We start from the raw sequence: 25656 nt of genomic DNA, 5'->3' as shown, positions 1-25656 counted from the left end.
ATGCTTATCCCAAAGAGAACTAAGTACCGTAAGCAGCACCGTCCAGTGCGTACAGGTATGTCTAAGGGCGGAAACGAAATCGCTTTTGGTGATTTCGGTATCCAGGCTCTTGCTCCTGCATACATTACAAACCGTCAGATCGAAGCTGCACGTATTGCAATGACCCGCTACATCAAGCGTGGTGGCCGCGTGTGGATTACGATCTTCCCAGATCGTCCTTTGACAAAGCATGCTCTCGGTGCTCGAATGGGTTCCGGTAAGGGTGCACCTGAATTCTGGGTTGCTAATGTACGTCCAGGACGTGTTATGTTCGAAATTTCAGGCGTTTCTGAAGAAGTTGCTCGTGAAGCACTTCGCCGTGCAGTTGATAAGCTGCCTATGAAGTGCCGCATCGTTGCACGTGAAGGCGGTGACAACTAAATGGCAAACGCATCAGATTACTCGATCAAGACTTTGAACGAGAAGACTAACGCAGAAATTGAGGACTTCCTCAAGAAGTCGAAGGAAGAGCTTTTCAACCTTCGCTTCCAGAACGCTACTGGTCAGCTTGAAAATGCATCTCGCATTAAGACTGTTAAGCGTGATATTGCCCGCATGTACACTGTTCTTCGCGAACGTGAACTCGGCATCACCGAGTCCCCAGTGCAGGAATAGGAAATTCTGAGGAGAAAAAATGGCTGAAAAGCTGGAACGCAACGATCGTAAGGTCCGCACAGGCTACGTAGTGTCTGATGCAATGGACAAGACGATTACCGTTGAGTTGGAGCAGCGCTCAACCCACCCACTATATGGTAAGGTTGTTCGTAGCAACAGCAAGGTCAAGGTCCATGACGAGAACAATGACGCACATGTCGGCGATCTTGTTACAATTATGGAGACAAGGCCTTTGAGCAAGACGAAGCGTTGGCGTCTCAACGCTATCGTTGAGCGTGCTAAGTAAATAAAGTTCGGCAAGGCTCCGCGTACAACCTTGTAGTCCAATGGGGTAGTGATGCTTCCTGCAAGTAGAAATACTTGTATAGCATCGCTGCCAGCGGGATTATAGGGTGTACGGGGAGGACCAGCTCGGCTAAGGAGAATCAATGATTCAGCAAGAATCGCGACTTCATGTCGCCGACAACACGGGTGCTAAGGAAATCTTAGCTATTCGCGTGCTCGGTGGATCGAAGCGACGCTATGCCGGAATCGGCGACGTTATTGTCGCTTCCGTTAAGGATGCAATTCCTGGCGGTTCGGTAAAGAAGGGTGACGTAGTTAAGGCTGTCGTTGTCCGTACAGTAAAGGAACGCCGTCGTGCAGACGGTTCCTACATCAAGTTTGATGAGAACGCAGCTGTTATCCTTGGTAACGGTCGCGAGCCAAAGGGCACTCGTATCTTCGGACCAGTAGGTCGTGAATTGCGCGATAAGCGCTTCATGAAGATCGTTTCTTTGGCACCGGAGGTGATCTAATGGTAGCTAAGATCAAGAAAGGTGACCTCGTAAAGGTTATCCGTGGTAAGGATCGCGGCGCAGAAGGCACCGTCCAGCGCGTACTTCCAAACGATCGTTTGATTGTTGAAGGCGTTCAGATTGTCAAGAAGCATATCCGTGCAACAGTTCAGGGTCAGCAGTCTGGAATCGTGTCTGTAGAGGCACCAATCCATCGTTCTAATGTAATGCTTATTGATCCAGAAACTAAGCAGCCTACTCGCGTTCGCGTAGAGGTTAAGGAAGAAGCACGTGATGGCAAGGTAAAGCGCGTACGTGTACGCGTTGCCAAGAAGTCCGGAAAGGAGCTGTAATGAGCGAAGTAACTATCGAGGCTCCTGCAACTCCTCGTCTTAAGACTCGTTACAAGGAAGAAATCATTCCTGCCATGGAAAAGGAATTCAACATTTCTAATCCAATGCAGGTTCCTGGTGTAGTAAAGGTTGTTGTATCTATGGGTGTTGGTGCCGCAGCTCGCGACTCTAAGCTCATCGAAGGTGCAGTTCGTGACCTTACAGCAATCACCGGCCAGAAGCCAAAGATTACTCTCGCAAAGAAGTCTGTAGCACAGTTCCATTTGCGTGAAGGTCAGGCTATTGGTGCATTCGTTACTCTTCGCGGCGATCGCATGTGGGAATTCTTGGACCGTCTTTTGACCTTGGCTTTGCCACGTATCCGTGATTTCCGCGGTATTAACGCAAATCAATTCGACGGTAATGGCAATTACAACTTCGGTCTTACTGAACAGTCCATGTTCCATGAGATTGATCCAGATTCCATCGATCACCGCCGTGGTATGGATATCACAGTAGTGACCTCAACAAAGAGTGATGAGGAAGGCAAGGCTTTGCTTAAGCACCTCGGCTTCCCATTCAAGGAGGACTAAAAGATGGCAAAGACAGCTCTTAAGAACAAGGCTGCTCGCAAGCCAAAGTTCGCAGTACGTGCTTATACACGTTGCGAGGTTTGCGGACGACCACATTCCGTTTATCGCAAGTTCGGCCTCTGCCGCGTATGCCTTCGTGAGAAGGCTCACCGTGGTGAGCTTCCAGGCGTAACGAAGTCCAGTTGGTAAATCGACGTTGAAGGTCCGCGGCCCAAGAGGGCGGCGGAAACCACGACGAGGAAGGGCATCAGCCCAAATGACAATGACAGATCCAATCGCAGATATGCTTACACGTCTGCGTAATGCGAGTGCGGCAAAACACGAGACCGTGGACATGCCATACTCAAAGTTTAAGGCACATATTGCCGAAATCCTCAAGCGTGAGGGTTATATCGCTGATTTTACAGCGAAGGAAGCTCGTGTAGGTCAGACTCTTGAGATTACTCTCAAGTATGGCAAGCACGGTGAACAGAGCATCCAGGGAATCAAGCGTGTATCTAAGCCAGGTTTGCGTCGTTACGCAAAGTCTGATGCACTCCCAATGCCACTTGGTGGTTTGGGTATCGCAATTATTTCCACTAGCTCTGGTTTGATGACTCAGAAGGAATGCCTTGAAAAGGGCATCGGCGGCGAAATCGTCGCTTATGTGTGGTAAGGAGGGCTTAAATTATGGCATCACATATTGGTAAGCTCCCTATCGCTGTTCCAGCTGGAGTTGAAATTACAATTAATGGAAATATTTTCCAAGCTAAGGGTGCTAAGGGAACTGATTCTTTTGAAGTTCCTGAAGGTATCTCTGTAGCAGTAGAAGACGGTCAGATTGTTTTCACACCTGAAGATGATTTGCGCCCAACACGTGCTAAGCATGGTTTGGCTCGTTCTCTTGCTGCAGGCATCGTTGAGGGTGTCTCTCAGGGCTTTACAAAGCGTCTTCTTATTGTTGGTACTGGTTACCGTGTAGTTGCAAAGGGTAAGAACCTCGAGTTCTTCTTGGGTTATTCTCACACAATTAATGTGGAAGCTCCAGAAGGTATCGAATTCGAAGTTGTAAATCCTAATGAGCTCTTGGTAAAGGGTACAGATAAGCAGGCTGTAGGCCAGATTGCTGCAAATATCCGCAAGCTTCGTGCACCAGAACCATATAAGGGTAAGGGCATTAAGTATGCAGATGAGCGCATCATCCGCAAGGCTGGAAAGGCTGGTAAGTAAATGACGGTTAAGATTTTTGGTAAGGGCAAGAACGTTGCTCGCTTGCGCCGTCACGCACGTCTTCGTAAGAAGATCTCCGGCACAGCAGAGCGTCCACGTCTCGTAGTCTTCCGCTCCAACCGCAACATGGTTGCTCAGATTATTGATGACACCAAGGGTGTAACTCTTGTTAGCGAATCTACTTTGCACAATGACTTCGGCACTTTCGAAGGCACAAAGGTAGAAGCTGCTAAGCGTGTTGGTGAATTGGTAGCTAAGAAGGCAATTGATGCAGGCATCACTACCGTAGTATTTGACCGCGGTGGTTATAAGTATCACGGTCGCGTAGCTGCAGTAGCAGAAGGCGCACGTGAAGGAGGTCTGCAGCTGTGAGCGATAACGAAAAGGAAATCAACGTGGCTGAAGAAACTCAGACTACCGAACAGGCTCCAGCAGCTGAAGAGCGCAAGGGCCGTCGCGGTAACCGTGGCGAAGGTCGTCGTGGAGAGCGTCGCAATCGTCGCGACCGTGGCGAACAGCGCGAAGAGCTTCTCGATCGCGTAGTAACTATCAAGCGCGTAAGCAAGACCAACAAGGGTGGTCGTACAATGAGCTTCGCAGCTCTCGTCGTTGTAGGTGACGGAAACGGCACCGTAGGCGTAGGCTATGGTAAGTCTCATGAAGTACCTTCAGCAATTGCTAAGGGTCAGCTTGACGCTAAGAAGCACATGTTTACTGTCCCACGCGTTCGTGGAACCATTACTCATCCAGTAATTGGTCACGAATCTGCTGGAACCGTACTTCTTCGCCCAGCAGCACCAGGTACTGGTGTTATCGCTGGTGGTGCAGTACGTGCAGTGCTCGAGTGCGCTGGTATTACTGACATCTTGTCTAAGGACATGGGTTCCGGTAATGCAATCAATACTGTTCGTGCAACTGTAGCAGCTTTGAAGCAGCTTGAAGAACCAGAAGAAGTAGCGGCACGCCGTGATCTTTCTCTTGCTGAAGTTGCTCCAGATCAGCTCTTGCGTGAACGTGCTAAGGGTATTGATGAAGCTCGTAAGGCACGCGAGGAAGCTCAGGCAGCAGCAAAGGATGGTGAGTAATGGCTAAGCAGCTTAAGATCACCTTGAAGAAGGGTCTCGTTGGCTCTACTCAGGTACAGAAGGATAACGTACACTCTTTGGGTCTTCACAAGATTCATCAGACTGTAGTGCGTGAAGATACTCCTGTATACCGTGGTATGGCAAACAAGGTTCGTCATCTTGTAACAGTGGAGGAGATTGACTAAAATGGCAAATTCCAACGAAGTCGACATCCTTCAGATGCATGACTTGCGTCCAGCTCCTGGTGCAAAAAAGTCCAAGACCCGCGTTGGTCGTGGTGAAGGCTCCAAGGGTAAGACTTCTGGTCGCGGTATGAAGGGTACAAAGGCACGTTACCAGGTTCGTCCTGGTTTCGAAGGTGGCCAGCTCCCACTTTACATGCGTCTTCCTAAGCTCCGTGGCTTCAAGTCCCCATTCAAGGTGGAGTTCCAGGTCGTAAATCTTGCTGACTTGGCAACTTCCTTCCCTCAGGGTGGAGAAGTAACCGTAGAAGCACTCGTTAACGCAGGTCTCGTTCGTAAGAACCAGCCAGTTAAGGTGCTCGGTGAAGGCGAAGTTACTGCAGCTTACACCATTAAGGGCGTAAAGTCCTCTGCATCTGCAAAGGCAAAGATCGAAGCAGCTGGTGGCTCAATTTCTGAAGATTAATCTTCATTAGAGCTTTGAACTGCTAGGTTTAGTAGGTCCTTGACACTTTAAGGGTGTCAAGGACCTTATCTTTTGTTATAGTGGTAAGCAGTGTGTCTATAAATTCGGACACTTCAGGAGGAACTCAGTGAGAACGCTTATTCAAGCATTGCGCGCAAAGGAACTGCGCAATAAGATTTTGTTCACATTGTTTATTGTGATTGTTTATCGTATTGGTGCGGCTATTCCTACGCCTGGTATCGATTACAAGGTTGTGAGCGATACAGTAAGAAACGCATCGAGCGGTGAAAACTTTGTAGCACTGGTGAATTTGTTCTCTGGTGGTGCATTACTTCAGCTTTCGGTATTTGCCTTGGGTATTATGCCATATATTACTGCATCCATCGTTGTGCAGTTGCTTCGCGTTGTTATTCCACGATTTGAAGCTCTTCATAAAGAAGGTCAGTCAGGTGAGGCGAAGTTAACCGAATACACTCGTTACTTAACAATTGGTCTTGCTTTCTTGCAGTCCACAACAATTTTGGTGACAGCTCAAACAGGTGCATTGTTCGGTACGGCTGCAACCGGTAAGATTATCCCAGATAGCTCTGTGCCTAATCTGTTGTTCATGATTATTATCATGACTGGTGGTACAGGACTTGTGATGTGGATGGCTGAACTTATCACCGACAAGGGTATCGGTAACGGTATGTCAGTCTTGATTTTCACATCGATTTGCTCTGGCTTCTTACCTCAATTGTGGAATATTGGTTGGGTAAATGGCGACTGGGCACGTTTTGGTATCGTCTCGGGAACGCTACTATTCGTATTGATTTTCGTTGTTTATGTTGAATTGATGCAGCGTCGAATTCCGGTCCAGTACACTCGTCGTATGATCGGCCGAAAGATGTATGGAGGTACTTCAACATATTTGCCACTGAAGGTTAATATGTCAGGTGTTATCCCACCAATCTTCGCATCTTCTATACTTGCTATACCTACATTGATTGCTCAGTTTGGTGACCGTAACGCTCAATGGGTTACATGGATTAATACGAATTTGGCGAATACTACTTCCATGTGGTACATCGGCTTGTATTCTGTGATGATTGTATTCTTTACTTTCTTCTATACATCCATTACATTCAATACCGATGAAACTGCTGATAACATGAAGCAGTATGGTGGATTTATTCCTGGTATCCGTGCAGGTCGTGCTACGAGCGAATACTTGACATACATTATCAATAGATTAAACACTGTTGGTGCTGTGTATTTGCTCTTCGTGGCTCTCGTACCTACTGTTTTGATTCTTGCTCTCAATATTGGTTCGCAATTGCCATTCGGCGGTACAACGATTTTGATTATCGCTGGCGTTGGTCTTGATACATTGCGTCAGGCTCGCGCTCAGACCGAGCAATTCCAGTATGAAGGCTTCTTAAATATCAGTACTGAAAAATCAAGTAATGTTAAAGAAGAAGATGAAAAGGATGCTAACATGAAGGAAAAATCTGAGCATTCTTCTCATGAGGATGACGTCGAAGAAATTGAAGTTACTGAAACTGTAGAAACAGAAGAGGTATCTGAAATTTCTGAAGAAGATTCAGTAAAGGAAGACTAGTATGCGTTTACTTATAATGGGACCTCAAGGTGTTGGTAAGGGCACTCAAGCTGCTAAGCTTGCAGAGCATTTTGGTATTCCTGCAATTTCTACAGGTGATATCTTCCGCTACAACATTAAGAATGAAACTGAGTTGGGCAAGCAGGCATTGGCTTTCATTAATAAAGGTGAGCTTGTTCCTGATGAACTGACCAATTCCATCGTTAAAGATCGTCTTGCAATGGATGATGCTAAGAATGGTTGGATTCTTGACGGATATCCTCGAAATGCATCCCAGGTTGAAGCTCTTGATGCAATGCTGGAAGAGCTTGGAACTCCGTTAGATGCTGTTGTCGCTTTGGATGCCGATCATGATGTTCTTATGGAACGTATGATGAAGCGAGCAGAGATTGAAGGTCGTGCAGACGATACTCCTGAAGCAATTGCAAAACGTCTTGACGTTTATGCAAAGGAAACCGCTCCACTGCTTGACATTTATTCTGAACGCGGACAGCTTGTTAAGATTAATGGTGTTGGCGAAATTGATGAGATTCAGGCTAATATCGTTTCCGAATTGGAAAAGTAAATAATTACTTAACATTAATGAGGTGGTATATAGTTTCTATGTATCACCTCATTTTCGTATGCTGTTGTGTAAAATAATCCTTATGAACCCTACAGTTATTACTATTATCGTTGTCGTTGTAATTCTTCTCCTCATTGCGATGTGGCTTATTAGCGGTTACAACAATCTTGTAAGCTTGCGCAATCGTGTAGCCAACGCATGGTCACAGATTGACATACAGCTTAAGCAACGAGCAGATTTGATCCCGAATATTGTTAATACAGTTAAAGGATATGCTCAGCATGAATCTGATGTGTTTATCCAAGTAACTCAGGCTCGTACTGCCGTACAAGCTGCATCGAATTCTGGCAACCTTAATGAACGTATTAATGCCGAGACACAGCTTGATAAAGCAATTGTTAATGTCCTTGCTGTAGCCGAGGCATATCCGGAACTGAAAGCAAACGCTAATTTCATGAGTTTGCAGTCGCAATTAAGCGATCTTGAAGGAAAAATTGCGTATGCGCGACAGTTCTACAATGACGTCGCACAGAAGTTGAATATTACTGTTGAGAGCTTCCCAAGCAATATTATTGCCGGTCTTTTCCACTTCGAAAAGGCTGCATACTTCGAAGTTGCTGAGGCGGATCGACAGGTTCCTCAGGTACAGTTCTAACGCAAAGCACTTGAATCGGGTCTATGCGTATAGTCGTGTAGATCCGATTAGTGTATCTATATATAGCACAGAAGATTTATTCATTAAATAAAGCAGTTATTACAATTTTATTGTATAAGTCAGTTCATCGAGTATATTAGAAAATTCATTGAGAGAGAGAAGAACATGAATATTTCGCGTATGGCACGTGGTATAGGCATGGCGATAGTGTACGTCTTTGTATTCATTCTGTGTGCTGGCCTAGTATTTGGTTCCTTCCGAAACGCTCGTGTTGAAGAGGACACGGATACACTTTTAAGTTACAGTAATCTTAACTACGACATAACTACTCTTGACAATGGTGACGTTCGAATTAAGCAAACTGTTACAGTTAACATGCAAGATCGTGGACGATCATGGCGTCAGCTTTTCCAGAAATATCAGCTACGTCAATCAGATTTGACAAATATTACTGGTATTTCGGTAAAGGATGTTACTAGCGGAGACACATACACTCGTGCTAGTTTCAAAGATGTTGATACTGATAGGGTATCGCTCTATGATTGGGACAGTGTGGCCGCTAAGACATGGTATCTTCGAGATATTAATACTAACGAAGATATTACAGATGACAACGGTTTGTCTCTCAATAATTCTGAATCTTCCAGTTTAACGGCGACTGAGCGTTCTGTAGAACTCGGTTGGAATATCCCTAGGACAGACAGTGGCGTCCAAATTTTCGAAATCGAAATGACATGGAAGAATGTATCTACAGCACTACGAGACGGTGCATATTCCAAGATTGAGCTAATTTCAGATGATAACTCTATTCCGATTGATAATTTAAGCGGTTCCATCACGTATTCAAGCTCTTCAACGCGCGGATGGCTATGGATGCATTATTCGGGCAATGGTCGCGTAAAGAAAGAAAGCGAACAAAAGTTTACTTTCTCAGCTAAGCCTGTTAAGACAAATGAGCATGTTGATTTTGTAATGCTCTATCAAGCCGATGATGCAGTACTTAGTCAAATGACACGACAAAATGTATCGGGTTCTGTGGAAAAGGTTATTTCTCAAGAGCGTCAAGAATACAATGATGCTATATCGGCACAGCGAGGAGCAGCTACTGCGCGAATAGCTATTTTTGGTCTGTCAGTCCTAGTAGCGATAATTTTGACCCTATGGCTCATCTATGGAGCTATTACCACACGCCGTTATGCGCAATATCATGGCGATGTAATCTATTTCCGCGAGCCAGTGCCAGTATCGCCAGCTGCAGCTGCGCAGATTTACGCGGTTCTTAAGGGAGAAAATTATACGGATAAGAAGATTACGAATAGAGCACTGAGTGCTACCATGCTTTCTTTGATGTCTAAGAAAGCAATTTATATACTTCCGGGAGACGCGTCACAGTATCAGTCTCTACCTCTCGATTTTGCTTCTTCGGCTAATTTGGATAATCAAATGGGATCTTTGACAAAGTTCATGACTCGAGGTGAGCAAGCGGGTATGTCTGATCAAAATGTAGCGGCGGCGTATCAGACAATTTCGCAGTCCTCTTCAAGTTCTTCACGCTCTGTAGCATATGTGCTTTCTCAAGAAGCATTTGATATGAAATTTGCTTCGAGCAAGCACCTGAGCGCGTCTGAAGCACAGCTATTAAATGTTCTTTTGGACATTGCTACTGAACGTAATACGCTAATTTTCAGCGATAGGGATATCAAGAAGGTCGCGAAGAAATATAATAAACGACGCGCAACCACCATTAATAACATGTACATGATATTTAGGTCTGAGTTTACTCAGCTGGCTATTACTAAGACATCTTTCCTGCTTAATAGTTTGCCAACTGTATTGGCGATGATCTATTTGGCTTTTGCAATTGTTGCGATGAATCTTATGGGCAGCTACTTTGCTGGATTTATCATTACAGGTCTTATGGTTGCGGGCGCGTGTGGGTGGCTTAAAGGGTATGGTTCACGATTTATTCTTCGTGACCGTGACAACCAACTTGTCGGACAGGTTAAGGGTCTTGCTCAATATCTTGAAGATTTTAGCGACTTTAGTGATCGTGGAATCGAAGAGATGAAACTGTGGGATCGCTATCTTGTATATGCTGCAGCATTTGGAATGAGCGATAAGGTAGCACGTGCGATGAGACAGACCGCAATGAATATCGCCGTGAATAATCCTGAAGCAATGGACGACGTTCCGTATTATCCAACTCAGTGGATGTGGATGCCACATTATCATTCAACTCCAATGGATGTAGGAAGTACAAATGGATATGCAATGAACAGCCCATGGTCAAACGTCGGACCAGATTTCTCCAGTATGGATAATTTTATGAGTTCGTTTAATAGTAGTCTTAATAATATCCAATCCGATTTCAATACGGCTACAGTTAACCCGGCAACGAGTTCAGGTAGTTCATCCTTCGGTGGAAGTGGTGGAAGCTTCGGTGGATCTGGCGGTGGTGCTGGTGGTGGAAGCTTCGGTGGACGCTAAAACAAAATATTTGAGATTCGTGTACTATCCAACCGATATACTATAAACAAACCGCACATGCGCGGACTGCAGGAAATGTAGTCCGCGCGTTCTGTTATCATTTTTAGTTGGTGTGTTTTCACAAGAAAATACTCTAGTAATCTAGCGAGGAATGAGGCCAATGGCTAAAGACGGTGTTATCGAAGTCGAGGGACAAGTTGTTGAGGCGTTGCCAAATGCAATGTTCCGTGTCGAGTTAGAAAACAAGCATATCGTTTTGGCTACTATCTCGGGAAAGATGCGAAAGAATTACATTCGCATTCTTCCGCAAGATCGTGTGGTTCTGGAAATGAGCCCATACGATTTGACTCGCGGTCGTATTACATACCGTTACAAGTAAAGGAAAAACCCCATGAAGGTTAGCCCAAGTGTTAAGCGTATCTGCGACTCTTGCCGCGTGATTCGCCGTCACGGTCGCGTAATGGTAATCTGCAACGCAAACCCACGCCATAAGCAGCGTCAGGGCTAGTAGCAGGTCACAGCGACCACAATAAGGCGCTAAATCACAGACTGCGTTCGCAATAAAAAAGAATGCAGCTGAACCTCAAGTACGGAGGCTTGAGCCGCCAATAGGGCGGAGGATTTAGTGCACGACCCCCGTAGAACAGAAAAGGAATTCGAAGATGGCACGTCTTGCCGGAGTCGACATCCCTAATGAGAAGCGCATTGAAATCGCTCTCACCTATATCTTTGGTGTGGGCCGCACTCGCGCTAAGGAGACACTCGAAGCAACTGGTATTTCTCCAGATATTCGTGTAAAGGACCTCACCGACGAACAGCTTATTCAGCTCCGTGATTACATCGAAGCAAATTACCAAATCGAAGGTGATTTGCGCCGTGAAATCGATGCAGATATTCGTCGTAAGATTCAGATTAATTCTTATCAGGGTATGCGCCATCGCCGTCACCTCCCAGTGCGCGGCCAGCGTACCAAGACTAACGCACGTACTCGTAAGGGTCCAAAGCGCACAGTTGCTGGAAAGAAGAAGGCTACTAAGTAGTACATAAGCCACGCTGTAACAGGCATCGCTTACATTACATATAAGCTATAAGGAAATGAGGGTCTCTCATGGCAGCTGCAAAGCAAGCCACGCGCAAGCCTCGTCGTAAGGACCGTAAGTCGGTTCCAGTCGGCCAAGCGCATATTAAGTCCACATTCAATAACACTATTATCTCCATTACAGATCCTTCAGGTGCAGTTATCTCCTGGGCATCTGGTGGCGATGTAGGCTTCAAGGGCTCCCGTAAGTCCACACCTTACGCAGCAGGTATGGCAGCAGAAGCTGCAGCTCGTAAGGCACAGGAACACGGTGTCAAGAAGGTTGATGTATTTGTTAAGGGTCCAGGTTCCGGTCGCGAAACCGCAATCCGTTCCCTCCAGTCTGCTGGTCTCGAAGTCGGATCAATCTCTGACGTAACACCACAGGCACATAATGGTGTACGCCCTCCAAAGCGTCGCCGCGTCTGAGCACAAGACAGACAATTATTAGTCCAACCCGCGAAGATCAGGAAGTGCACACTGGTCTTAAGCTGAAAGGATACGAAGGTGCTTATTGCACAACGTCCGTCACTGACAGAGGAAGTTATTAATCCTCAGCGTTCACGCTTTACTTTCACTCCATTGGAACCAGGCTTTGGCTACACTTTGGGTAACTCTTTGCGTCGTACGCTTTTGAGCTCCATTCCAGGTGCCGCAGTGACATCGGTTCGCATCTCAGGTGCTTTGCATGAGTTCACAACTCTGCCAGGTGTAAAAGAAGATGTAACCGAAATCCTCCTCAATATCAAGGGGATTGTGCTCACTAGTGAATATGACGAGCCAGTTACCATTTATTTGCACAAGAGTGGCGAAGGTGAAGTTACCGCAGGTGATATCACTGAGGTTGCTGGTGTCGTTGTAGCGAATCCAGATTTGCATATCGCAACTCTCGCAGAAGATGGCGAATTGGAAATTGAGTTCACAGTAGAGCGTGGCCGTGGCTACGTTCCAGCTCAGATGAACAAGCAGGATGGCGATGAAATCGGTCGTATTCCTGTTGATTCGATTTATTCACCAGTATTGAAAGTAAGCTATAAGGTTGAAGCAACCCGCGTTGATCAGCGCACTGACTTCGACAAGCTTATTCTTGACGTAGAAACCAAGCAGGCAATTTCTCCTCGCGATGCTGTAGCTTCCGCAGGTTCTACTTTGGTAGAGCTCTTCGGTCTCGCACGTGAGTTGAATGAAGAAGCTGAAGGTATTGAGGTCGGTTCTGCTCCAGTAGTAGAAGAAAGTGACCCAGAACTTGAGATTCCAATTGAGGATCTCAACCTTACACAGCGTTCATACAACTGCCTCAAGCGTGAAGGTATTCACACTGTTGGTGAGCTTGTCAAGCGTACTGAGCAGGATTTGCTTGATATCCGTAATTTCGGTATGAAGTCCATTGATGAAGTTAAGGAAAAGCTCGAAGAACGTGGTCTTTCCTTGAAAGCTTCTCCATTGGGATTCAATCCGGTAGACCTTGAAGGTGGTACATTCTTTACTCCAGATGATATGTAATTATTGCGTTCGTCGCAGTAATGAGAAATCGTTTGGTAAGAATACCATCGTCATAATTTAAAACCCGACTCAGATGTTCGGGCTTATGCCCACCTGTGTCGGATAAGGAGAACAAAAATGCCAAGACCAAAGAAGGGCCCACGTCTGGCTTCAAGCCCAGCACATGAGCGTCTTATGCTCGCGAACATGGCTACAAGCCTGTTCCAGAACGGTCGCATTACCACTACTTTGCCAAAGGCAAAGCGTTTGCGTCCACTTGCAGAGCGCCTTATCACCCTTGCTAAGCGTGGTGATTTGCACTCTCGCCGTCGCGTGATGCGCGTGATTCGCAACAAGTCTGTTGTACACGCACTCTTCACAGTGATTGCAGAGCAGATGGAACAGCGTGAAGGTGGCTACACCCGCATCGTTAAGATTGCTCCACGACAGGGTGATAACGCAGCAATGGCTGTAATCGAGCTCGTAACCGAACCAGTATCCCCTAAGAAGGCTGCTGTTAAGGAAGCTGAAGCTGCAGTTAAGGTTGCAGAAAAGGTAGCTGAAGAAGTAGAAGAAACTCCAGTTGAAGCAGAAGCAGCAGCTGAGGAAACTACTGAAGAAGTTGCAGAGTAGTTAAGATAAACTATTCGAAATTTGAGCCTGGTACACGAAAGTGTGCTGGGCTCAACTTTTTATTTGCGGGTGTTTGATACTTGCATCGATATTGGACGATGATGCTTGACGATGATGACTAAAGTTGATATTGGGTATTTGAAATACGAATTTTAACGATGTTCGAGGTTTTCTTGTCGGAAGCCTCGTTGTTTTGTCGATTATGCGTATATTCCCGTGCTTTTGTGCAGAAGGGGTCACTTTAATGAATCGTAATCGTAAATTGTGGCAAAGAAACGACCTGTTTTGCTCAAGAGTGGATCGAATTGGATAGAAATAGAAAAGTATGGAATCATTCGCAGGTAGGACTGCTTAGCTGTTCACACACTTTTCTATCAGAATTATATGATTGATCTGAACTACATGACACCGTGCGTACAAAGTATCGCATACAATAATTCCTATGCGATTGAGGATTGATCTAGCGTATGACGGTACGCAGTTTCACGGTTGGGCTCGCCAGGCTGATCAACGAACGGTTCAGGGCGAAGTTGAAGCTGCAATTGCTAAAGTGCTTAGGCTTGATTCCTCTGACGTTTGTCTCACTGTAGCTGGGCGCACAGATGCAGGTGTACATGCTAGTGGTCAAGTATGTCATATCGATGTAGATGATGATGTGTTGAACCGGGCTATTGGACATATGCATGATGTTTCAGGAACACAAGCGCTATTTAGAAGAATTCGAAGAATCGTTCCTGACGATATAACGATTTACTCGGTTGAGGAAGCGGTACATGGTTTTGATGCCCGATTCTCGGCTTCAGACAGAGTTTATGTGTATAGGGTCGCGGATGAATTAGCTCACGCAGATCCACGATTGCGTAATATGGTTTTGCGAATAGACGATACTCTTGACGTTGAAGCAATGAACGAAGCGGTGTCATCTACGATCGGACTGCACGATTTCGGATCATTCGCTCTTCCTAATCCGGGAGGGACAACTATTCGTGAAGTTAAATTTGCGCGTTGGCAGCGCGTACCGGACATGAATCTTACACCGATGAATATTTATCATGGGGGAGCGGATAGTCTAGACACTCAGGCCGTAGGAGCTGATCCAAGAACTGATGAAAGTGCTTACGAGATTGAGTTTGCAGAATCAGGACTTTTGACTTTCACAATTATCGCTGATGCGTTTGCTCGGAACATGGTCCGCTCACTCGTAGGTGCGAGCATAGCGGTAGGTCGTGGAAAGAAAACTGTTCAGTGGTTTGCTGATAAGGTCGCGCATCCTCAGCGTGAAGGTTTGACTGGACCGGCTCCTGCATGTGGATTAACTCTAGAACGAGTGAATTACCCAGAAGACGGATTGTTAGAAGAACGTGCTAACGCGATTAGAGCGGTGCGGAGTTTGGATTAATACCTGCTGTCAAGATGAAAACGGGTGCTAAATCTTGACTCACCAACACTAATAAATTAGCGTTTTTCGCTATCTTGTGGCATACTTAAAAAGTTCGCATTTTACAGATGAAAATCGAAAAGATGCAAACAAGGATGATTGTCCGAGCGGTCGAAGGAGCACGACTCGAAATCGTGTGAGGCTAAACACCTCCAAGGGTTCAAATCCCTTATCATCCGCATTCAGCCCCTCTCGAAGCGTTTCGGGAGGGGTCTTACATATTGGAAATATGCTAGTCAATAGTTAATGAGTGGATGACATGAAACGGCTACTCAGCAAAATAGTTATTATTCCATTAAGACGAGCAACTTCAGGTCCATTAATCAGAGTCCAAAAGAACTCAAGCGAATAATGAATTTTCATGTGTGAGTGAGATCTTATTGTATATTAAAGTTAGAACTAGCCTAGGCATCCGTTGTTGGTTTTAGTGTATCTTCATGATTTCATATGTTTTCAAATAGCATAATGTGACTAGAAAACATTATAAATCATGCGAAACTTCGAGCGAAAACAGAATAAAAAAATAGGAAAATTTTCGCAACTGTGTACTTTTGCAATCAATCGAAATCACATCTTTATTATATAGAAGTAGGAAAGAGACGGATTTTTCTCAACAAATAATAACAATAATCAATGGCGAAAGGAAGACAACATGGTTGCGAATGTTACAGTTACTTCTCCTTTCTGGAAGCAATACCGCGAGAATGTTGCCAAAGAAGTTATTCCGTATCAGTGGGCTGTTATCAATGATGAACAGCAAATTGATATACCAGAAGATCCTTCTGGAGTAGAAGTAGAAGCTCTCTCTCACGAATGGAGCCATGCAGTACGAAACTTGCGTGTCGTTGCTGGTGATGAAAATGCAGATTTCAATGGTATGGTTTTCCAGGATTCAGATGTTTATAAGTGGCTCGAAGAAGCTGCGTATGCATTAGCGTATGATAATAATCCTGAATTGAAGAAGATTTGCGATGAACTAATCGATTTAATTGCGCGTGCTCAGGATGAGGATGGCTATCTTGATACACCATTCCAAATTAAGTCGGGCTCATATAATGCTCGCCCTCGCTTTAGTCAGCTTCAGCAAAGCCATGAAATGTATGTCATGGGGCATTACATTGAAGCAGGTGTAGCGTATTATGAAGTGACCGGTAATGAGCAGGCTCTCAATATTGCCCGTAAAATGGCTGATTGTCTAGATGAAAACTTCGGCGATGAAGAGGGAAAGATTCACGGTTCTGATGGGCATCCTGAAATTGAACTTGCTCTTGCACGTCTCTATGAAGCAACGCATGAAGAGCGTTATCTCAAGCTCGCTCAATTCTTCATTGATGTACGTGGTAAGGATCCTCATTTCTATGACAATCAAAACCGTGCTGCACGTGAATCAGGCGCAACACCTATCTTCCCACAGATGTTGGGATGGAGCCACGAATATACACAGACAGCTCGTACAATTCGCGAGCAGCAAACGGCTGAAGGACATGCAGTACGTGTCGCTTATATGCTCACTGGTGTAGCACATGTAGCACGATTAGCCAAAGACGAAGGGCTTCGTGAAACTGCTCAACGTTTGTGGGAGGATATCGTACGTCGTCGTATGTATCTTACTGGTGGAATTGGTTCTACTCACGTAGGTGAAGCATTTACTTACGACTATGATCTTCCAAATGATACAATGTATGGTGAATCTTGTGCTTCCGTCGGGATGAGTTTCTTTGCGCGTCAAATGCTCGATATCTCCATTAAGGGCGAATACGCGGATGTTCTTGAAAAGGAAATCTTCAACGGTGCCATCTCCGGCATCGCGCTCGACGGAAAGCACTTCTATTATGTCAATCCACTTGAAGCTGATCCTCAGGCGTCAGAGCATAATCCAGACAGAGCGCATGTTTTGATGCATCGTGCTGAATGGTTTGGTTGTGCATGCTGTCCAGCAAATATCGCTCGTTTTATTGCTTCAATTGATCGTTACCTCTATACGGTCCGAGAGGAAGAACGAGTTATAGCAGCCCATCAGTTCATTGCTAATGATGCAGAGTTCTTTGATGGTATAACTGTTTCTCAGAAGTCAAACTTCCCTTGGGAAGGCAATGTTGAGCTGACAGTAGACGTGCCAACAGGTGCAGAACCAGTGAAATTCATGGTTCGTATCCCACAGTGGTCGCGTTCTAACTACAGCCTTCTAATCAATGGCACTGATGTGACACAGTCTACTTCTCTCGAGGATGGATTTGTTTCATTTATTCTTGAGCCAGGTACAACTGTCCTCGACCTTGAATTCGATATGTCGGTACATTATATGCGTTCTAAGTCCAATGTGCGTCATGATGTTGGAAAGGTTGCTGTAATGCGTGGCCCTGTAGTCTACTGTGCTGAGGAATCAGACAACGCAGGTCCATTGTGGAACTATCGAGTTGAGCGCGAGAGTGTTCATCATGCATCAAGCGAATACGTTGCGCACGAACTTAATGGAATTGAACGTGTTATAATTCCTGCTCTTAAGCGTGTTGATGATGCGACAGATGCTCCGCTCTATATGGATGCACATGATGTGGAACCAGAGGAACGTACAACTCTTTCGTTGATTCCATATTATGCATGGGCTAATCGTGAGATTGGTCAAATGCAAGTGTGGTTTGATTCTAATTTCTAAGCTCCATCTCAAGAATCAAAACACAACCCAGTATACATGGGAACTTCAGGGTGCTTGAGCACAAGCAAGCACCCCAACTTTCTTTACGAAAGGATAATACAATGAGCCATAATAGCTCCGTTCAAGCAGCCCGAAATTCAGGTGCCGTGAAATTGTCTATGAAGGAGAAAATTAGCTACTCCTTTACCGATATGGCAGGAAATCTGCTATACGTTACAATTTCATCGTACATCATGTATTTCTATACAGATGTCTTCGGTATTCCGGCAACGGGCGCTGTAGGCGCTGCAACAATTCTTCTAATTGCGCGTTTTGCTGATGCTATCTCAGCAATTATCTGGGGATCTATTGTAGATCATACAAATACTAAATGGGGACAGAGCCGACCATGGTTCCTTTGGTTATGCGTACCGTTTGCTGTAACGGCATTCATTGCTTTCACGGCGCCTGATTTACCAAATGGTGTGTCAAAGTTCTGGTATGCGTTGATTACTTATATTCTTGCTGCAGGTGCGGTATATACCGGTGTGCAAACTCCAATTACTGCAATTTTGCCGAACTTGACATCGGATTCAAATGAGCGCAATATTGCTAATTCGTATCGTATGCTTGGTGGTAATATCGGAACTTTCATTACTTCGTCTTTCACTATTCCGCTTGTTGGTTTCTTTGGGACAATGATTGGTGGCGGTGATAAGACAGGCTTCATGGTTGTGACCGCTATCTATGGCGTCATTGAAATTATTTTGCTGGTGACGGCATTTAAAAATTTGAAAGAATATAACTACCAACCAAGTAAGCAGAAAGCAATTCCATTTAAGGATTCTTTGAAAGCAGCATGGAAAAACTGGCCATGGCTCATCCTCGTCACTGCTTTCGTAATTTATTGGATTGCCCAATCGACCCGAAACGGTGTCGCAGTGTACTATGCGAAATACAATCTCGGTAATGAAAACTTAACATCGCTGTTTAATGGTGTGCAAATAATCGGTATCGTTGGTACTCTAGCAATGCCAATCTTAGCAAACAAGCTCAAGAATAAGACTCTGACGATGATTATTGGTTTAGGCATTGGCGCTTTAGGGCAGTTACTCATGCCGTTGGCTGGTGATAATGTTGCGCTTGCTGTAATCTTCTGGACAATTGGCGTTATTGGCGCGGCTATTGCGTGTGGTATGCCATTCGGTATGCTTGCAGATACTGTTGATTACGGCGAATGGAAAACCGGTATTCATGCTGCTGGATTCCTTACGGCTGTAGGATCAGCATTTTGCATTCAAGTAGGATCCGGACTGGGAGCATTCCTACCACTTGAAATCATGAATGCCAATGGCTATGTAGCCAATGCACAGCAAAGTCAGCAGGCTCTGGATTCTATTAGTTTCTGCTTTATTTGGCTTCCAGTTATTGTCTACGCAATCGTTGCTTTAATTATGTGCTTCTATCGTAAATACGAAAAGATGGAACCACAAATTAAGAAAGAACTTGCTCAGCGCAGTGAACGCCTGAGTAACGAATAAAATTATTGCCTGATAGAAAGGACTATCCTACAACTTAATCATTTCTTTTCTTCCTTCCATACCGAAGTGGGATTGTTTTATCAAGTTTGATAGAACAATCCCACTTTTACATGCTAAGATGACTGAATTTTTACATATCAAAATACAGAATAATGGCGTTGATAATAATTTATGTTGATAGTTCTTCTTAAATTATATGCGTTGGCGCATCAATATCTACCAGGCATCGAGACCGGTTTTGCATCATAATCAGTCAAGAGGCAGAGTAGAATCTCGTGCAATAAGTCTGCATGGAACATATTCGACACCATGGTGAGGGTGATTCTCGATAGCGTCCATAAGCGCGCGAGCAGCTATGCGTCCGAGATTTTCACTGTTATTGTCAATGCTAGAAAGAGGAGGTCTGGAACTTGTCGTTAAGACAGTCCAATCATCATGACCAATAACAGCTACGTCGGTTGGTATTTGTAGTCCTCGCTCTTTCAATGCGTCAATGCAGCCGCGAGCTAGCTGATCACTTTGACATGCTACAGCATCAAATTCAACACCTTGATTGAGAAGCAGTCGTGTTGCTGCGCGACCCCAGTCTTCATCCCAATGTCCAAAACGTATCGGTCCCGCGACTTCTAAGTTGGCGCTGTGAAGAGCATTCCTCGCGCCTGTTAATCGATCGTGAGCAGCAGTATATGTTTCATCTCCAGCGATAATAGCGATCTTCCTCTTCCCACAAGAAATAAGATGCTCTATAGCAATTCGGCCGGCTGCAACATTGTCACATACCACGGAACAGTCCCGAGGGTCGCTCGAAGGCCCATAGACATAGACCAAAGGCACTCCAAAATCATGGCCGAGGCTTGGGCGGGCGTTAGTTTTTGATTGGACGATAAGTAGTCCATCTACCTTAAGAGAAAGCAATCTATCGACATGATCGCGCTCTAACGTAGACTCACCGCGTGCGTTTGCGAGAACAACCATAGCAGAATGTGAGCGGAATTCGTTTTCCGCTCCGATAAGTATCGGAGTAGAAAAACGTCCTTGTAAGTCTGACGTAATCAAGCCAATAGTGCCTGAACGCCCTTGTACCAGAGACTGAGCAAGTTTATTAGGGGAGTAGTTGAGCTGTCTCGCAGCATCGAAAACTCGCTGTCGTGTTTTTTCGCTAACTCGAGGGCGGCCACTAAGAGCTTTAGAAGCTGTTGCAATGGAAACCTGTGCCAATTGAGCAACATCTTCAAGGCGTGATGAGTGGTTCGTGTCAGGATACTCCATAGTATGACCTCTTCGTGTGAGAATATGGGGGGCATCTTTGCATATCATCATATATTATATAATGTCATGCGAAAATTTTCGCATATGTGTTTGAAATTTACTGTAATAGCAAAAAGCTTAAATTTTGTCCCCGTGCGGTACATTGTCAAGTTGGAATTCTAAAAATGAAAATTTTCCGAAAATGACACGTTCTCTGTTAAAAATACTATCGAATTATAAGAGAAAACGTTGATTTTAAGCCGTTTCTATGTATTGATGGGATAGATTATTTTCCGAAATAGCACATTTTGAATTTGAGAAAAATTTGCATACACTGAGAAAAGGTTTTCGCAAAGGAACACAGTCAACGAAGGGTGAAAGGGCGAAAGCAAAGTGACGGAAATACCGTCAACTGTTCAAAGCAGAACAGGTTAGAGAAAGAAGTCGAATATGGTAGCTTTCCATAAGTTCGGTCGTGTACTTGCAGGATTGGCGACAGCTGCATTGCTTCTTCCAATTGCTGCATGTGGTTCTTCAGGTGGAACTTCAGCAAGCTCAACTGCTGATATTCCAGTAAATGGAACGGATGATGGTACCACAATTACCTTGTGGACCCGTTCTCCTTTGGAACGTCAGGCGAAGAATGCGGTAAAGGCATACAACGCCTCTCATAAAAATCAAGTCAAGCTTGAGATTATTCCTAATGACGATATGGAAGGAAAAGTTGGTGGTGCATCACAGACCAATTCGCTTCCTGATATCCTCGCAGGCGATGTCGTCCGTATCCCTTACTGGGCATCAGAAGGTATTTTTGCTGACTTGAGCAAGCAAATTGATGAATTGCCTAATAAATCAGACTTGCAGCAGGGTCATATTGATGCAGGAACTATCGATGGCAAGAAGTATACACTGCCATTTATTACTGATGTTTCTGTGATGGTATGGAATAAGGCTCTCTATCGTCAAGCTGGTCTTGATCCAGAAAAAGGACCACAGTCTATCTCTGAATTTGTAGAGCAGGCAAAGGCAGTAGCAGCACTAAATCAGGACGGAGTGGCCGGATCTTACTTCTCTGGTCAGTCAGGTGGAGCCTTAGTATTCACTCTCTTCCCATCTGTATGGGCAGACGGTCAGAACGTTTTGAACGAAGAAGGCACTGAAGCGACATTGGATAATGCATCCATGAAGGCAGTTCTCGATGCGTACAAAGAACTTGCAAATACAAACAATGGTTTAGGTGCTGGATCTAAGGAAGAAACTGGAGCTACGTGGACCGCTCCATTTGCAAATGGCAAGATTGGCGTAATGCCATATCCGAACACATCCACAGCTGCTCTCTTTGAAGCCGAAAAGACTGGCGGCGTAGAGGTTGGTGTAACCCCTATCCCTGGTACTAAGGAAGGAAAGACCTCTACCTTCCTTGGCGGTGATGCTATGGGTATTTCTAAGGATTCTAAGCATGCTGCTCAGGCGTGGAACTTCTTGTCTTGGCTCATGAGTGAAGATGCGCAGAAAGAAGTATTCGCAGACAACGGTGATACTGCTTCTAACATTAAGACACTCAAGACTGCATATGAGAATGCTGATCCACGTATCAAGACTATTAACTCTGTAATTATTGATGGTAATGGTAAATCTCCAAAGGCTGTTGCATTCAACGAAGCGTTCAACGCAGCAGGCTCCCCATGGCAGCTTCTTGTTCAGAACGCCGTGTGGGGTAAAGGTGACCTGAAGACAGATAATCAGGCCGTGACCGAAGTTTTGAGCAAGTAATTATTAGAGTTATCAATTTGAGAAATAGTGAAAAACCTAACTAAATACTCAACATAATAACTAAAAACAGACCACACTCGTTGTGGTCTGCTACGGAGATTGTCTTAAGGTCCGGGTGAATGAGATAAGGCAGCCAGTTTTAAGACAGCCTTAAGACAATCTTTATAGCGGATTTCAACGTCTACAGAGATCTTGCCATCGTCGGTAAGAAGTATATGACTTCAAGAGGTACATATACTACACACTCATTAGCTCCAAGGAGGGAAAATGACCGTTGGTTCCAAGAACGCGAAGTCCATTCCAGTACAGCGTTCACGTTCGCAAGCTGCTGAAACTCGACGCGGTTTGCTCTATGCATTGCCTAACTGGGTAATGATTGTTGTTCTTTTCTTCGTGCCAATCGTCCTGCTTGTCATAATGGCTTGCTCACGATGGTCATTGCTCGGGGGAAATCGTGGCACAAACTTCCCAGAAAACTTTATTAAAGTTTTTGAGAATAAACTACTGCCGCAATCAATTTGGTTTACTCTTGAGTACACCGTTATCGTAACCATCTTCTTGCTCGCCCTAGGCCTCGTATTAGCGCTGATAGTCCAGGAGAGCAGTCGATGGAATAATATCTTGCGTACTTGCTTCCTGCTTCCATCAGCAACAGGTCTGGCATCAGCCTCATTGTTGTTCTACGCGCTGTATTCCCCACAGGTTGGTCCTGTGACTCGTATTTTGAGTTTCTTTGGTCTTATGCAAGAAGGCGGATCTGTTCTAGCTACCGGTCAAAGTGCTTTATGGGCGACAATTATTGTTATCGTGTGGCGTTTCTCTGGGTACTACATGCTCCTTATGATGATTGGTTTGCAAGCAATTCCAAGCGATTTGTATGAAGCAGCTCGTATGGATGGTGCAAGTACATGGAGAATTTTCCGTTCCGTAACACTTCCATTGATGAAGCCAACAATTGTTATGTGCTTGGTTTACTGCGTAACAGGATCAATTTTGGCATTTGATCAATTCTTCATTCTTACTAAGGGCGGTCCAAATAATTCGACGATGACAGTTGTTCAGCTGATTTATAACTTCGCATTCGATTCGAAGAAAGATTTGGGAATGGCAGCAGCTTTGTCTCTTGTTGTTCTCGCAGCTCTAGTCATTATTAATTCCATTCAAATGCGCGGTATGCGCGACAATACGAAGTAGTTAGGGGAGGGAAAATACTATGTCAACTCCAATGTGGAAACGCGTTATCGCTCGAATTTGTGAAGCATTTTTAGCTTTAGTATTTATCGCTCCTTTGGTGTGGGTAGTAATTAGTTCGTTTAGTCCGCAACCAGGCTCTGCACAGTCACAAGGCTGGGGTGTTAATAACTATTTGACATTGTTTGGATATCAAGATGGGCTATGGAAATATTTACTCAATTCGATTGTTGTGACCTTAGTAGCGGTAGTCTTCTCGGTTGTTGTATGTACTCTCGCGGGATATTCATTCTCACGTTTTAACTATCCAGGTCGAAATCTTGGATTTATGGTTACACTCTCCATTCTTATGGTTCCATATGCTTCATTGCTGATTCCTTTGATGGTATGGTACAAGCAAATAGGATTAAATGATTCCCTAATTGGCGTTGGATTGGTTATTACTCTCTTCCAGCTGCCAATGAGTACCTTCATCATGCGTAACGCTTTTGAATCAATTCCTAAGGATATGGAAGAAGCTGCTATGGTCGATGGTTGTAACTCGTTCCAAGCTCTTATAAAGATTCTGGTTCCTGTAGTGAAGCCATCAATGGTAACTGTAGGTCTGCTAGCATTTCTTGAAGCATGGAATAACTTCATGATTCCGCTGTATTTGTCTAGCTCGTCTAATGCAACTCTTCCTTTGACCTTGGTCAATATGCGTCAGCAAACTATGGGCGTTATTGATTATGGTGCAACTGAAGCAGGCGTAGTAATTTTGCTGATTCCTACAGCTATTTTGTTCCTCGCTTTGCAAAAGTATTATGTTAAGGGCTTTATGGCCGGTGCTGTAAAGGGTTAATAAACCATTTCATTATAGGCTTGTTGTTCCTAGGGAGTTGTGCCTTTTTGGGAACAATGGGGATGGCGGCGTGCATGTTTGGAGCCGTGTATGCCACCATCTAGGAATGGGAATTGGGTATTTTATGTCAGTGGCATAAAATACCCAATTTTTTAATTCCATACATGATAGATTTGCGCAAATCGAGGTGTTGTACAGTTTCAATTGCAAACTGTACAACACCTTTTTAGTATCGTTCGAGTCCTGTAAGTGAGCCAGATCCGCGCAACCTCATTCGCTTATGAGGGTCAGTGGACTCTCGGATAATAAGCGAACATTCCACTGTATGAATTCCATGATGGGGCTCTCCGTTTAGAGCATCAAGAAGAAGTCGTGCGGCTTTCTTTCCGAGTAGAGAGATATTGTTGTCAAATGTGGTGAGCATTGGATGCATTCCCGTACTAAACACTTCCCAATTGTCATGTCCTATAACAGCTACTTGGGAAGGAACATGATAATCGCGTACAGCAAACCCGCTACATGCACCACGTGCGATTTCATCACTGAGACAGTATACGGCATCTAAATGAGGATATCTGTCCAATAACCAATGAGATGCTCTATAACCCCATTCTTCGCTCCAACGATCATTAATAACAGCCAGTGGTTGCATATCGTACATGCGGAACGCGTCCATCGCGCCCTGCTGTCGGTCGCGTGAAGCTTGAAATGTATCAGAACCACTAATGATGGCGATATGTCGTTTTCCAAGATTAATCAAATATTCTATGGCTTGCCGTCCTGCGCCACGATTATCGCATACTACACTACAATCCGAAGCATCTGTAGATGGATCATAAGTGTAAACTGTTGGAAGTCCTTGTGTTACGTTTTCCGGTAATGGCGCACGGGGATTTGCTGTATCTCCTGCGACTATAAGTCCGTCAACACCATAAGAAGCAATAAGATTAATATGACGTTGTTCGATACTTGGCTTGCCATGGGAACTCATAAGAAGAGCTGCATGATTTGATGCACCTAGAGTAGTTTCTGCTCCCGTGAGAAGAGGAAGAGAAAAACGTCCGATAAAATCCGACGTAATAAGTCCAATGAGCCCGGATGAACTTTTACGTGAATTTTCAATTTTGATATATCCTAATTCTTTTGCTGCTGTTTGAACTAGGCGACGAGTAGCAGGTGCTATATGTCCCTT

At 44.8% G+C, this 25656-nt stretch carries 31 protein-coding genes and 1 tRNA gene; 30 read left to right on the top strand and 2 right to left on the bottom strand.

Going from position 1 to position 25656, the window contains the following annotated elements; genetic code table 11:
* From rplP to EJ419_RS06700, 27 genes are all read left to right on the top strand, one after another.
* Entirely contained in the window at positions 1–420 is a 420-nt protein-coding gene (gene rplP / locus EJ419_RS06830; protein WP_131284943.1) for a 50S ribosomal protein L16, read from the top strand.
* Positions 421–654 (top strand): 50S ribosomal protein L29, encoded by a 234-nt coding sequence (gene rpmC, locus EJ419_RS06825; protein ID WP_131284941.1) that lies wholly within the window; start codon positions 421–423, stop codon positions 652–654.
* Positions 655–673: 19 nt separating this feature from the next.
* Positions 674–940: a 30S ribosomal protein S17 gene (gene rpsQ, locus EJ419_RS06820; protein WP_071414909.1), complete on the top strand. Its 267-nt coding sequence runs from the start codon at positions 674–676 to the stop codon at positions 938–940.
* A 142-nt stretch (positions 941–1082) separates the two neighbouring features.
* Positions 1083–1451 (top strand): 50S ribosomal protein L14, encoded by a 369-nt coding sequence (gene rplN, locus EJ419_RS06815; protein ID WP_021618612.1) that lies wholly within the window; start codon positions 1083–1085, stop codon positions 1449–1451.
* Positions 1451–1783, top strand: coding sequence for a 50S ribosomal protein L24 (gene rplX / locus EJ419_RS06810; protein ID WP_131284939.1), 333 nt, complete (start codon positions 1451–1453; stop codon positions 1781–1783). Before rplN ends, rplX begins: the two co-directional genes overlap by 1 nt.
* Positions 1783–2355, top strand: coding sequence for a 50S ribosomal protein L5 (rplE, locus tag EJ419_RS06805; RefSeq protein WP_131284937.1), 573 nt, complete (start codon positions 1783–1785; stop codon positions 2353–2355). The genes rplX and rplE overlap by 1 nt, the downstream gene beginning before the upstream one ends.
* A 3-nt stretch (positions 2356–2358) precedes the next feature.
* A complete protein-coding gene (locus tag EJ419_RS06800; protein ID WP_021618609.1) occupies positions 2359–2544 on the top strand; it encodes a type Z 30S ribosomal protein S14 in 186 nt (61 codons plus the stop codon).
* A gap of 67 nt (positions 2545–2611) precedes the next feature.
* Positions 2612–3010: a 30S ribosomal protein S8 gene (gene rpsH, locus EJ419_RS06795; RefSeq protein WP_131284935.1), complete on the top strand. Its 399-nt coding sequence runs from the start codon at positions 2612–2614 to the stop codon at positions 3008–3010.
* A 14-nt stretch (positions 3011–3024) separates the two neighbouring features.
* Positions 3025–3564, top strand: coding sequence for a 50S ribosomal protein L6 (gene rplF / locus EJ419_RS06790; protein ID WP_131284933.1), 540 nt, complete (start codon positions 3025–3027; stop codon positions 3562–3564).
* On the top strand, positions 3565–3936 hold the full coding sequence (rplR, locus tag EJ419_RS06785) for a 50S ribosomal protein L18 (protein WP_131284931.1): 372 nt from the start codon (positions 3565–3567) through the stop codon (positions 3934–3936).
* Positions 3933–4649: a 30S ribosomal protein S5 gene (rpsE, locus tag EJ419_RS06780; RefSeq protein ID WP_131284930.1), complete on the top strand. Its 717-nt coding sequence runs from the start codon at positions 3933–3935 to the stop codon at positions 4647–4649. The genes rplR and rpsE overlap by 4 nt, the downstream gene beginning before the upstream one ends.
* Positions 4649–4834 (top strand): 50S ribosomal protein L30, encoded by a 186-nt coding sequence (gene rpmD, locus EJ419_RS06775; protein WP_131284928.1) that lies wholly within the window; start codon positions 4649–4651, stop codon positions 4832–4834. The genes rpsE and rpmD overlap by 1 nt, the downstream gene beginning before the upstream one ends.
* 1 nt (position 4835) lies before the next feature.
* Complete coding sequence (gene rplO / locus EJ419_RS06770) at positions 4836–5297, top strand: 50S ribosomal protein L15 (RefSeq protein WP_131284926.1); 462 nt, start codon at positions 4836–4838, stop codon at positions 5295–5297.
* Positions 5298–5424: 127 nt separating this feature from the next.
* Complete coding sequence (secY, locus tag EJ419_RS06765) at positions 5425–6897, top strand: preprotein translocase subunit SecY (protein WP_240680369.1); 1473 nt, start codon at positions 5425–5427, stop codon at positions 6895–6897.
* A gap of 1 nt (position 6898) precedes the next feature.
* On the top strand, positions 6899–7462 hold the full coding sequence (locus EJ419_RS06760) for an adenylate kinase (RefSeq protein WP_131284924.1): 564 nt from the start codon (positions 6899–6901) through the stop codon (positions 7460–7462).
* 82 nt (positions 7463–7544) lie between these two features.
* Entirely contained in the window at positions 7545–8117 is a 573-nt protein-coding gene (locus EJ419_RS06755; protein WP_131284922.1) for a LemA family protein, read from the top strand.
* Between the two features lie 180 nt (positions 8118–8297).
* Positions 8298–10604, top strand: coding sequence for a DUF2207 domain-containing protein (locus tag EJ419_RS06750; protein WP_165496269.1), 2307 nt, complete (start codon positions 8298–8300; stop codon positions 10602–10604).
* A 160-nt stretch (positions 10605–10764) separates the two neighbouring features.
* Entirely contained in the window at positions 10765–10983 is a 219-nt protein-coding gene (gene infA, locus EJ419_RS06745) for a translation initiation factor IF-1 (protein WP_003827269.1), read from the top strand.
* Between the two features lie 12 nt (positions 10984–10995).
* Positions 10996–11112 (top strand): 50S ribosomal protein L36, encoded by a 117-nt coding sequence (rpmJ, locus tag EJ419_RS06740; protein WP_021618597.1) that lies wholly within the window; start codon positions 10996–10998, stop codon positions 11110–11112.
* A gap of 154 nt (positions 11113–11266) precedes the next feature.
* Positions 11267–11644: a 30S ribosomal protein S13 gene (rpsM, locus tag EJ419_RS06735; RefSeq protein ID WP_131284918.1), complete on the top strand. Its 378-nt coding sequence runs from the start codon at positions 11267–11269 to the stop codon at positions 11642–11644.
* A gap of 68 nt (positions 11645–11712) precedes the next feature.
* On the top strand, positions 11713–12111 hold the full coding sequence (gene rpsK / locus EJ419_RS06730; RefSeq protein ID WP_018143440.1) for a 30S ribosomal protein S11: 399 nt from the start codon (positions 11713–11715) through the stop codon (positions 12109–12111).
* Positions 12112–12189: 78 nt separating this feature from the next.
* Entirely contained in the window at positions 12190–13185 is a 996-nt protein-coding gene (locus EJ419_RS06725; RefSeq protein WP_131284916.1) for a DNA-directed RNA polymerase subunit alpha, read from the top strand.
* A 117-nt stretch (positions 13186–13302) separates the two neighbouring features.
* Positions 13303–13797, top strand: a complete 495-nt coding sequence (gene rplQ, locus EJ419_RS06720) for a 50S ribosomal protein L17 (RefSeq protein ID WP_131284914.1) — start codon at positions 13303–13305, stop codon at positions 13795–13797.
* 442 nt (positions 13798–14239) lie between these two features.
* Positions 14240–15196: a tRNA pseudouridine synthase A gene (locus EJ419_RS06715; protein ID WP_131284912.1), complete on the top strand. Its 957-nt coding sequence runs from the start codon at positions 14240–14242 to the stop codon at positions 15194–15196.
* A 132-nt stretch (positions 15197–15328) separates the two neighbouring features.
* Positions 15329–15414: transfer RNA gene (locus tag EJ419_RS06710), tRNA-Ser, on the top strand.
* Between the two features lie 473 nt (positions 15415–15887).
* Complete coding sequence (locus EJ419_RS06705) at positions 15888–17891, top strand: glycoside hydrolase family 127 protein (protein WP_131284910.1); 2004 nt, start codon at positions 15888–15890, stop codon at positions 17889–17891.
* Between the two features lie 101 nt (positions 17892–17992).
* The gene (locus tag EJ419_RS06700; protein WP_131284908.1) at positions 17993–19411 is read left to right on the top strand and encodes an MFS transporter; all 1419 of its coding nucleotides are present in this window, start codon (positions 17993–17995) and stop codon (positions 19409–19411) included.
* Positions 19412–19660: 249 nt separating this feature from the next.
* On the opposite strand, the gene EJ419_RS06695 is transcribed toward EJ419_RS06700, so the two are convergent.
* The gene (locus tag EJ419_RS06695) at positions 19661–20680 is read right to left on the bottom strand and encodes a LacI family DNA-binding transcriptional regulator (RefSeq protein WP_131284906.1); all 1020 of its coding nucleotides are present in this window, start codon (positions 20678–20680) and stop codon (positions 19661–19663) included.
* A gap of 429 nt (positions 20681–21109) precedes the next feature.
* Between EJ419_RS06695 and EJ419_RS06690 the strand changes: the two genes are divergently transcribed.
* The 3 genes from EJ419_RS06690 (at position 21110) to EJ419_RS06680 (ending at position 24464) form a co-directional block, all read left to right on the top strand.
* Positions 21110–22432, top strand: a complete 1323-nt coding sequence (locus tag EJ419_RS06690; RefSeq protein ID WP_131284904.1) for an ABC transporter substrate-binding protein — start codon at positions 21110–21112, stop codon at positions 22430–22432.
* Between the two features lie 267 nt (positions 22433–22699).
* Positions 22700–23626, top strand: a complete 927-nt coding sequence (locus tag EJ419_RS06685) for a carbohydrate ABC transporter permease (RefSeq protein WP_131284902.1) — start codon at positions 22700–22702, stop codon at positions 23624–23626.
* A gap of 19 nt (positions 23627–23645) precedes the next feature.
* Positions 23646–24464, top strand: coding sequence for a carbohydrate ABC transporter permease (locus EJ419_RS06680; protein ID WP_131284900.1), 819 nt, complete (start codon positions 23646–23648; stop codon positions 24462–24464).
* A gap of 226 nt (positions 24465–24690) precedes the next feature.
* On the opposite strand, the gene EJ419_RS06675 is transcribed toward EJ419_RS06680, so the two are convergent.
* Positions 24691–25656 (bottom strand): LacI family DNA-binding transcriptional regulator (locus EJ419_RS06675; RefSeq protein ID WP_240680368.1); only part of this gene is annotated, 966 nt, incomplete at its 5' end.

It is taken from the genome of Alloscardovia theropitheci, from assembly GCF_004332295.1.
Taxonomy (GTDB): domain Bacteria; phylum Actinomycetota; class Actinomycetes; order Actinomycetales; family Bifidobacteriaceae; genus Alloscardovia; species Alloscardovia theropitheci.
This window is presented reverse-complemented; position numbering and strand designations above follow the sequence as displayed.

Excerpts from the sequence above, each read along its gene's own strand:
- rplP (WP_131284943.1), top strand. The coding sequence starts at position 1 with ATGCTTATCCCAAAGAGAACTAAGTACCGTAAGCAGCACCGTCCAGTG.
- rpmC (WP_131284941.1), top strand. The coding sequence starts at position 421 with ATGGCAAACGCATCAGATTACTCGATCAAGACTTTGAACGAGAAGACT.
- rpsQ (WP_071414909.1), top strand. The coding sequence starts at position 674 with ATGGCTGAAAAGCTGGAACGCAACGATCGTAAGGTCCGCACAGGCTAC.
- rplN (WP_021618612.1), top strand. The coding sequence starts at position 1,083 with ATGATTCAGCAAGAATCGCGACTTCATGTCGCCGACAACACGGGTGCT.
- rplX (WP_131284939.1), top strand. The coding sequence starts at position 1,451 with ATGGTAGCTAAGATCAAGAAAGGTGACCTCGTAAAGGTTATCCGTGGT.
- rplE (WP_131284937.1), top strand. The coding sequence starts at position 1,783 with ATGAGCGAAGTAACTATCGAGGCTCCTGCAACTCCTCGTCTTAAGACT.
- EJ419_RS06800 (WP_021618609.1), top strand. The coding sequence starts at position 2,359 with ATGGCAAAGACAGCTCTTAAGAACAAGGCTGCTCGCAAGCCAAAGTTC.
- rpsH (WP_131284935.1), top strand. The coding sequence starts at position 2,612 with ATGACAATGACAGATCCAATCGCAGATATGCTTACACGTCTGCGTAAT.
- rplF (WP_131284933.1), top strand. The coding sequence starts at position 3,025 with ATGGCATCACATATTGGTAAGCTCCCTATCGCTGTTCCAGCTGGAGTT.
- rplR (WP_131284931.1), top strand. The coding sequence starts at position 3,565 with ATGACGGTTAAGATTTTTGGTAAGGGCAAGAACGTTGCTCGCTTGCGC.
- rpmD (WP_131284928.1), top strand. The coding sequence starts at position 4,649 with ATGGCTAAGCAGCTTAAGATCACCTTGAAGAAGGGTCTCGTTGGCTCT.
- rplO (WP_131284926.1), top strand. The coding sequence starts at position 4,836 with ATGGCAAATTCCAACGAAGTCGACATCCTTCAGATGCATGACTTGCGT.
- EJ419_RS06760 (WP_131284924.1), top strand. The coding sequence starts at position 6,899 with ATGCGTTTACTTATAATGGGACCTCAAGGTGTTGGTAAGGGCACTCAA.
- EJ419_RS06755 (WP_131284922.1), top strand. The coding sequence starts at position 7,545 with ATGAACCCTACAGTTATTACTATTATCGTTGTCGTTGTAATTCTTCTC.
- EJ419_RS06750 (WP_165496269.1), top strand. The coding sequence starts at position 8,298 with ATGGCACGTGGTATAGGCATGGCGATAGTGTACGTCTTTGTATTCATT.
- infA (WP_003827269.1), top strand. The coding sequence starts at position 10,765 with ATGGCTAAAGACGGTGTTATCGAAGTCGAGGGACAAGTTGTTGAGGCG.
- rpmJ (WP_021618597.1), top strand. The coding sequence starts at position 10,996 with ATGAAGGTTAGCCCAAGTGTTAAGCGTATCTGCGACTCTTGCCGCGTG.
- rpsM (WP_131284918.1), top strand. The coding sequence starts at position 11,267 with ATGGCACGTCTTGCCGGAGTCGACATCCCTAATGAGAAGCGCATTGAA.
- rpsK (WP_018143440.1), top strand. The coding sequence starts at position 11,713 with ATGGCAGCTGCAAAGCAAGCCACGCGCAAGCCTCGTCGTAAGGACCGT.
- rplQ (WP_131284914.1), top strand. The coding sequence starts at position 13,303 with ATGCCAAGACCAAAGAAGGGCCCACGTCTGGCTTCAAGCCCAGCACAT.
- EJ419_RS06715 (WP_131284912.1), top strand. The coding sequence starts at position 14,240 with ATGCGATTGAGGATTGATCTAGCGTATGACGGTACGCAGTTTCACGGT.
- EJ419_RS06705 (WP_131284910.1), top strand. The coding sequence starts at position 15,888 with ATGGTTGCGAATGTTACAGTTACTTCTCCTTTCTGGAAGCAATACCGC.
- EJ419_RS06700 (WP_131284908.1), top strand. The coding sequence starts at position 17,993 with ATGAGCCATAATAGCTCCGTTCAAGCAGCCCGAAATTCAGGTGCCGTG.
- EJ419_RS06695 (WP_131284906.1), bottom strand. The coding sequence starts at position 20,680 with ATGGAGTATCCTGACACGAACCACTCATCACGCCTTGAAGATGTTGCT.
- EJ419_RS06690 (WP_131284904.1), top strand. The coding sequence starts at position 21,110 with ATGGTAGCTTTCCATAAGTTCGGTCGTGTACTTGCAGGATTGGCGACA.
- EJ419_RS06685 (WP_131284902.1), top strand. The coding sequence starts at position 22,700 with ATGACCGTTGGTTCCAAGAACGCGAAGTCCATTCCAGTACAGCGTTCA.
- EJ419_RS06680 (WP_131284900.1), top strand. The coding sequence starts at position 23,646 with ATGTCAACTCCAATGTGGAAACGCGTTATCGCTCGAATTTGTGAAGCA.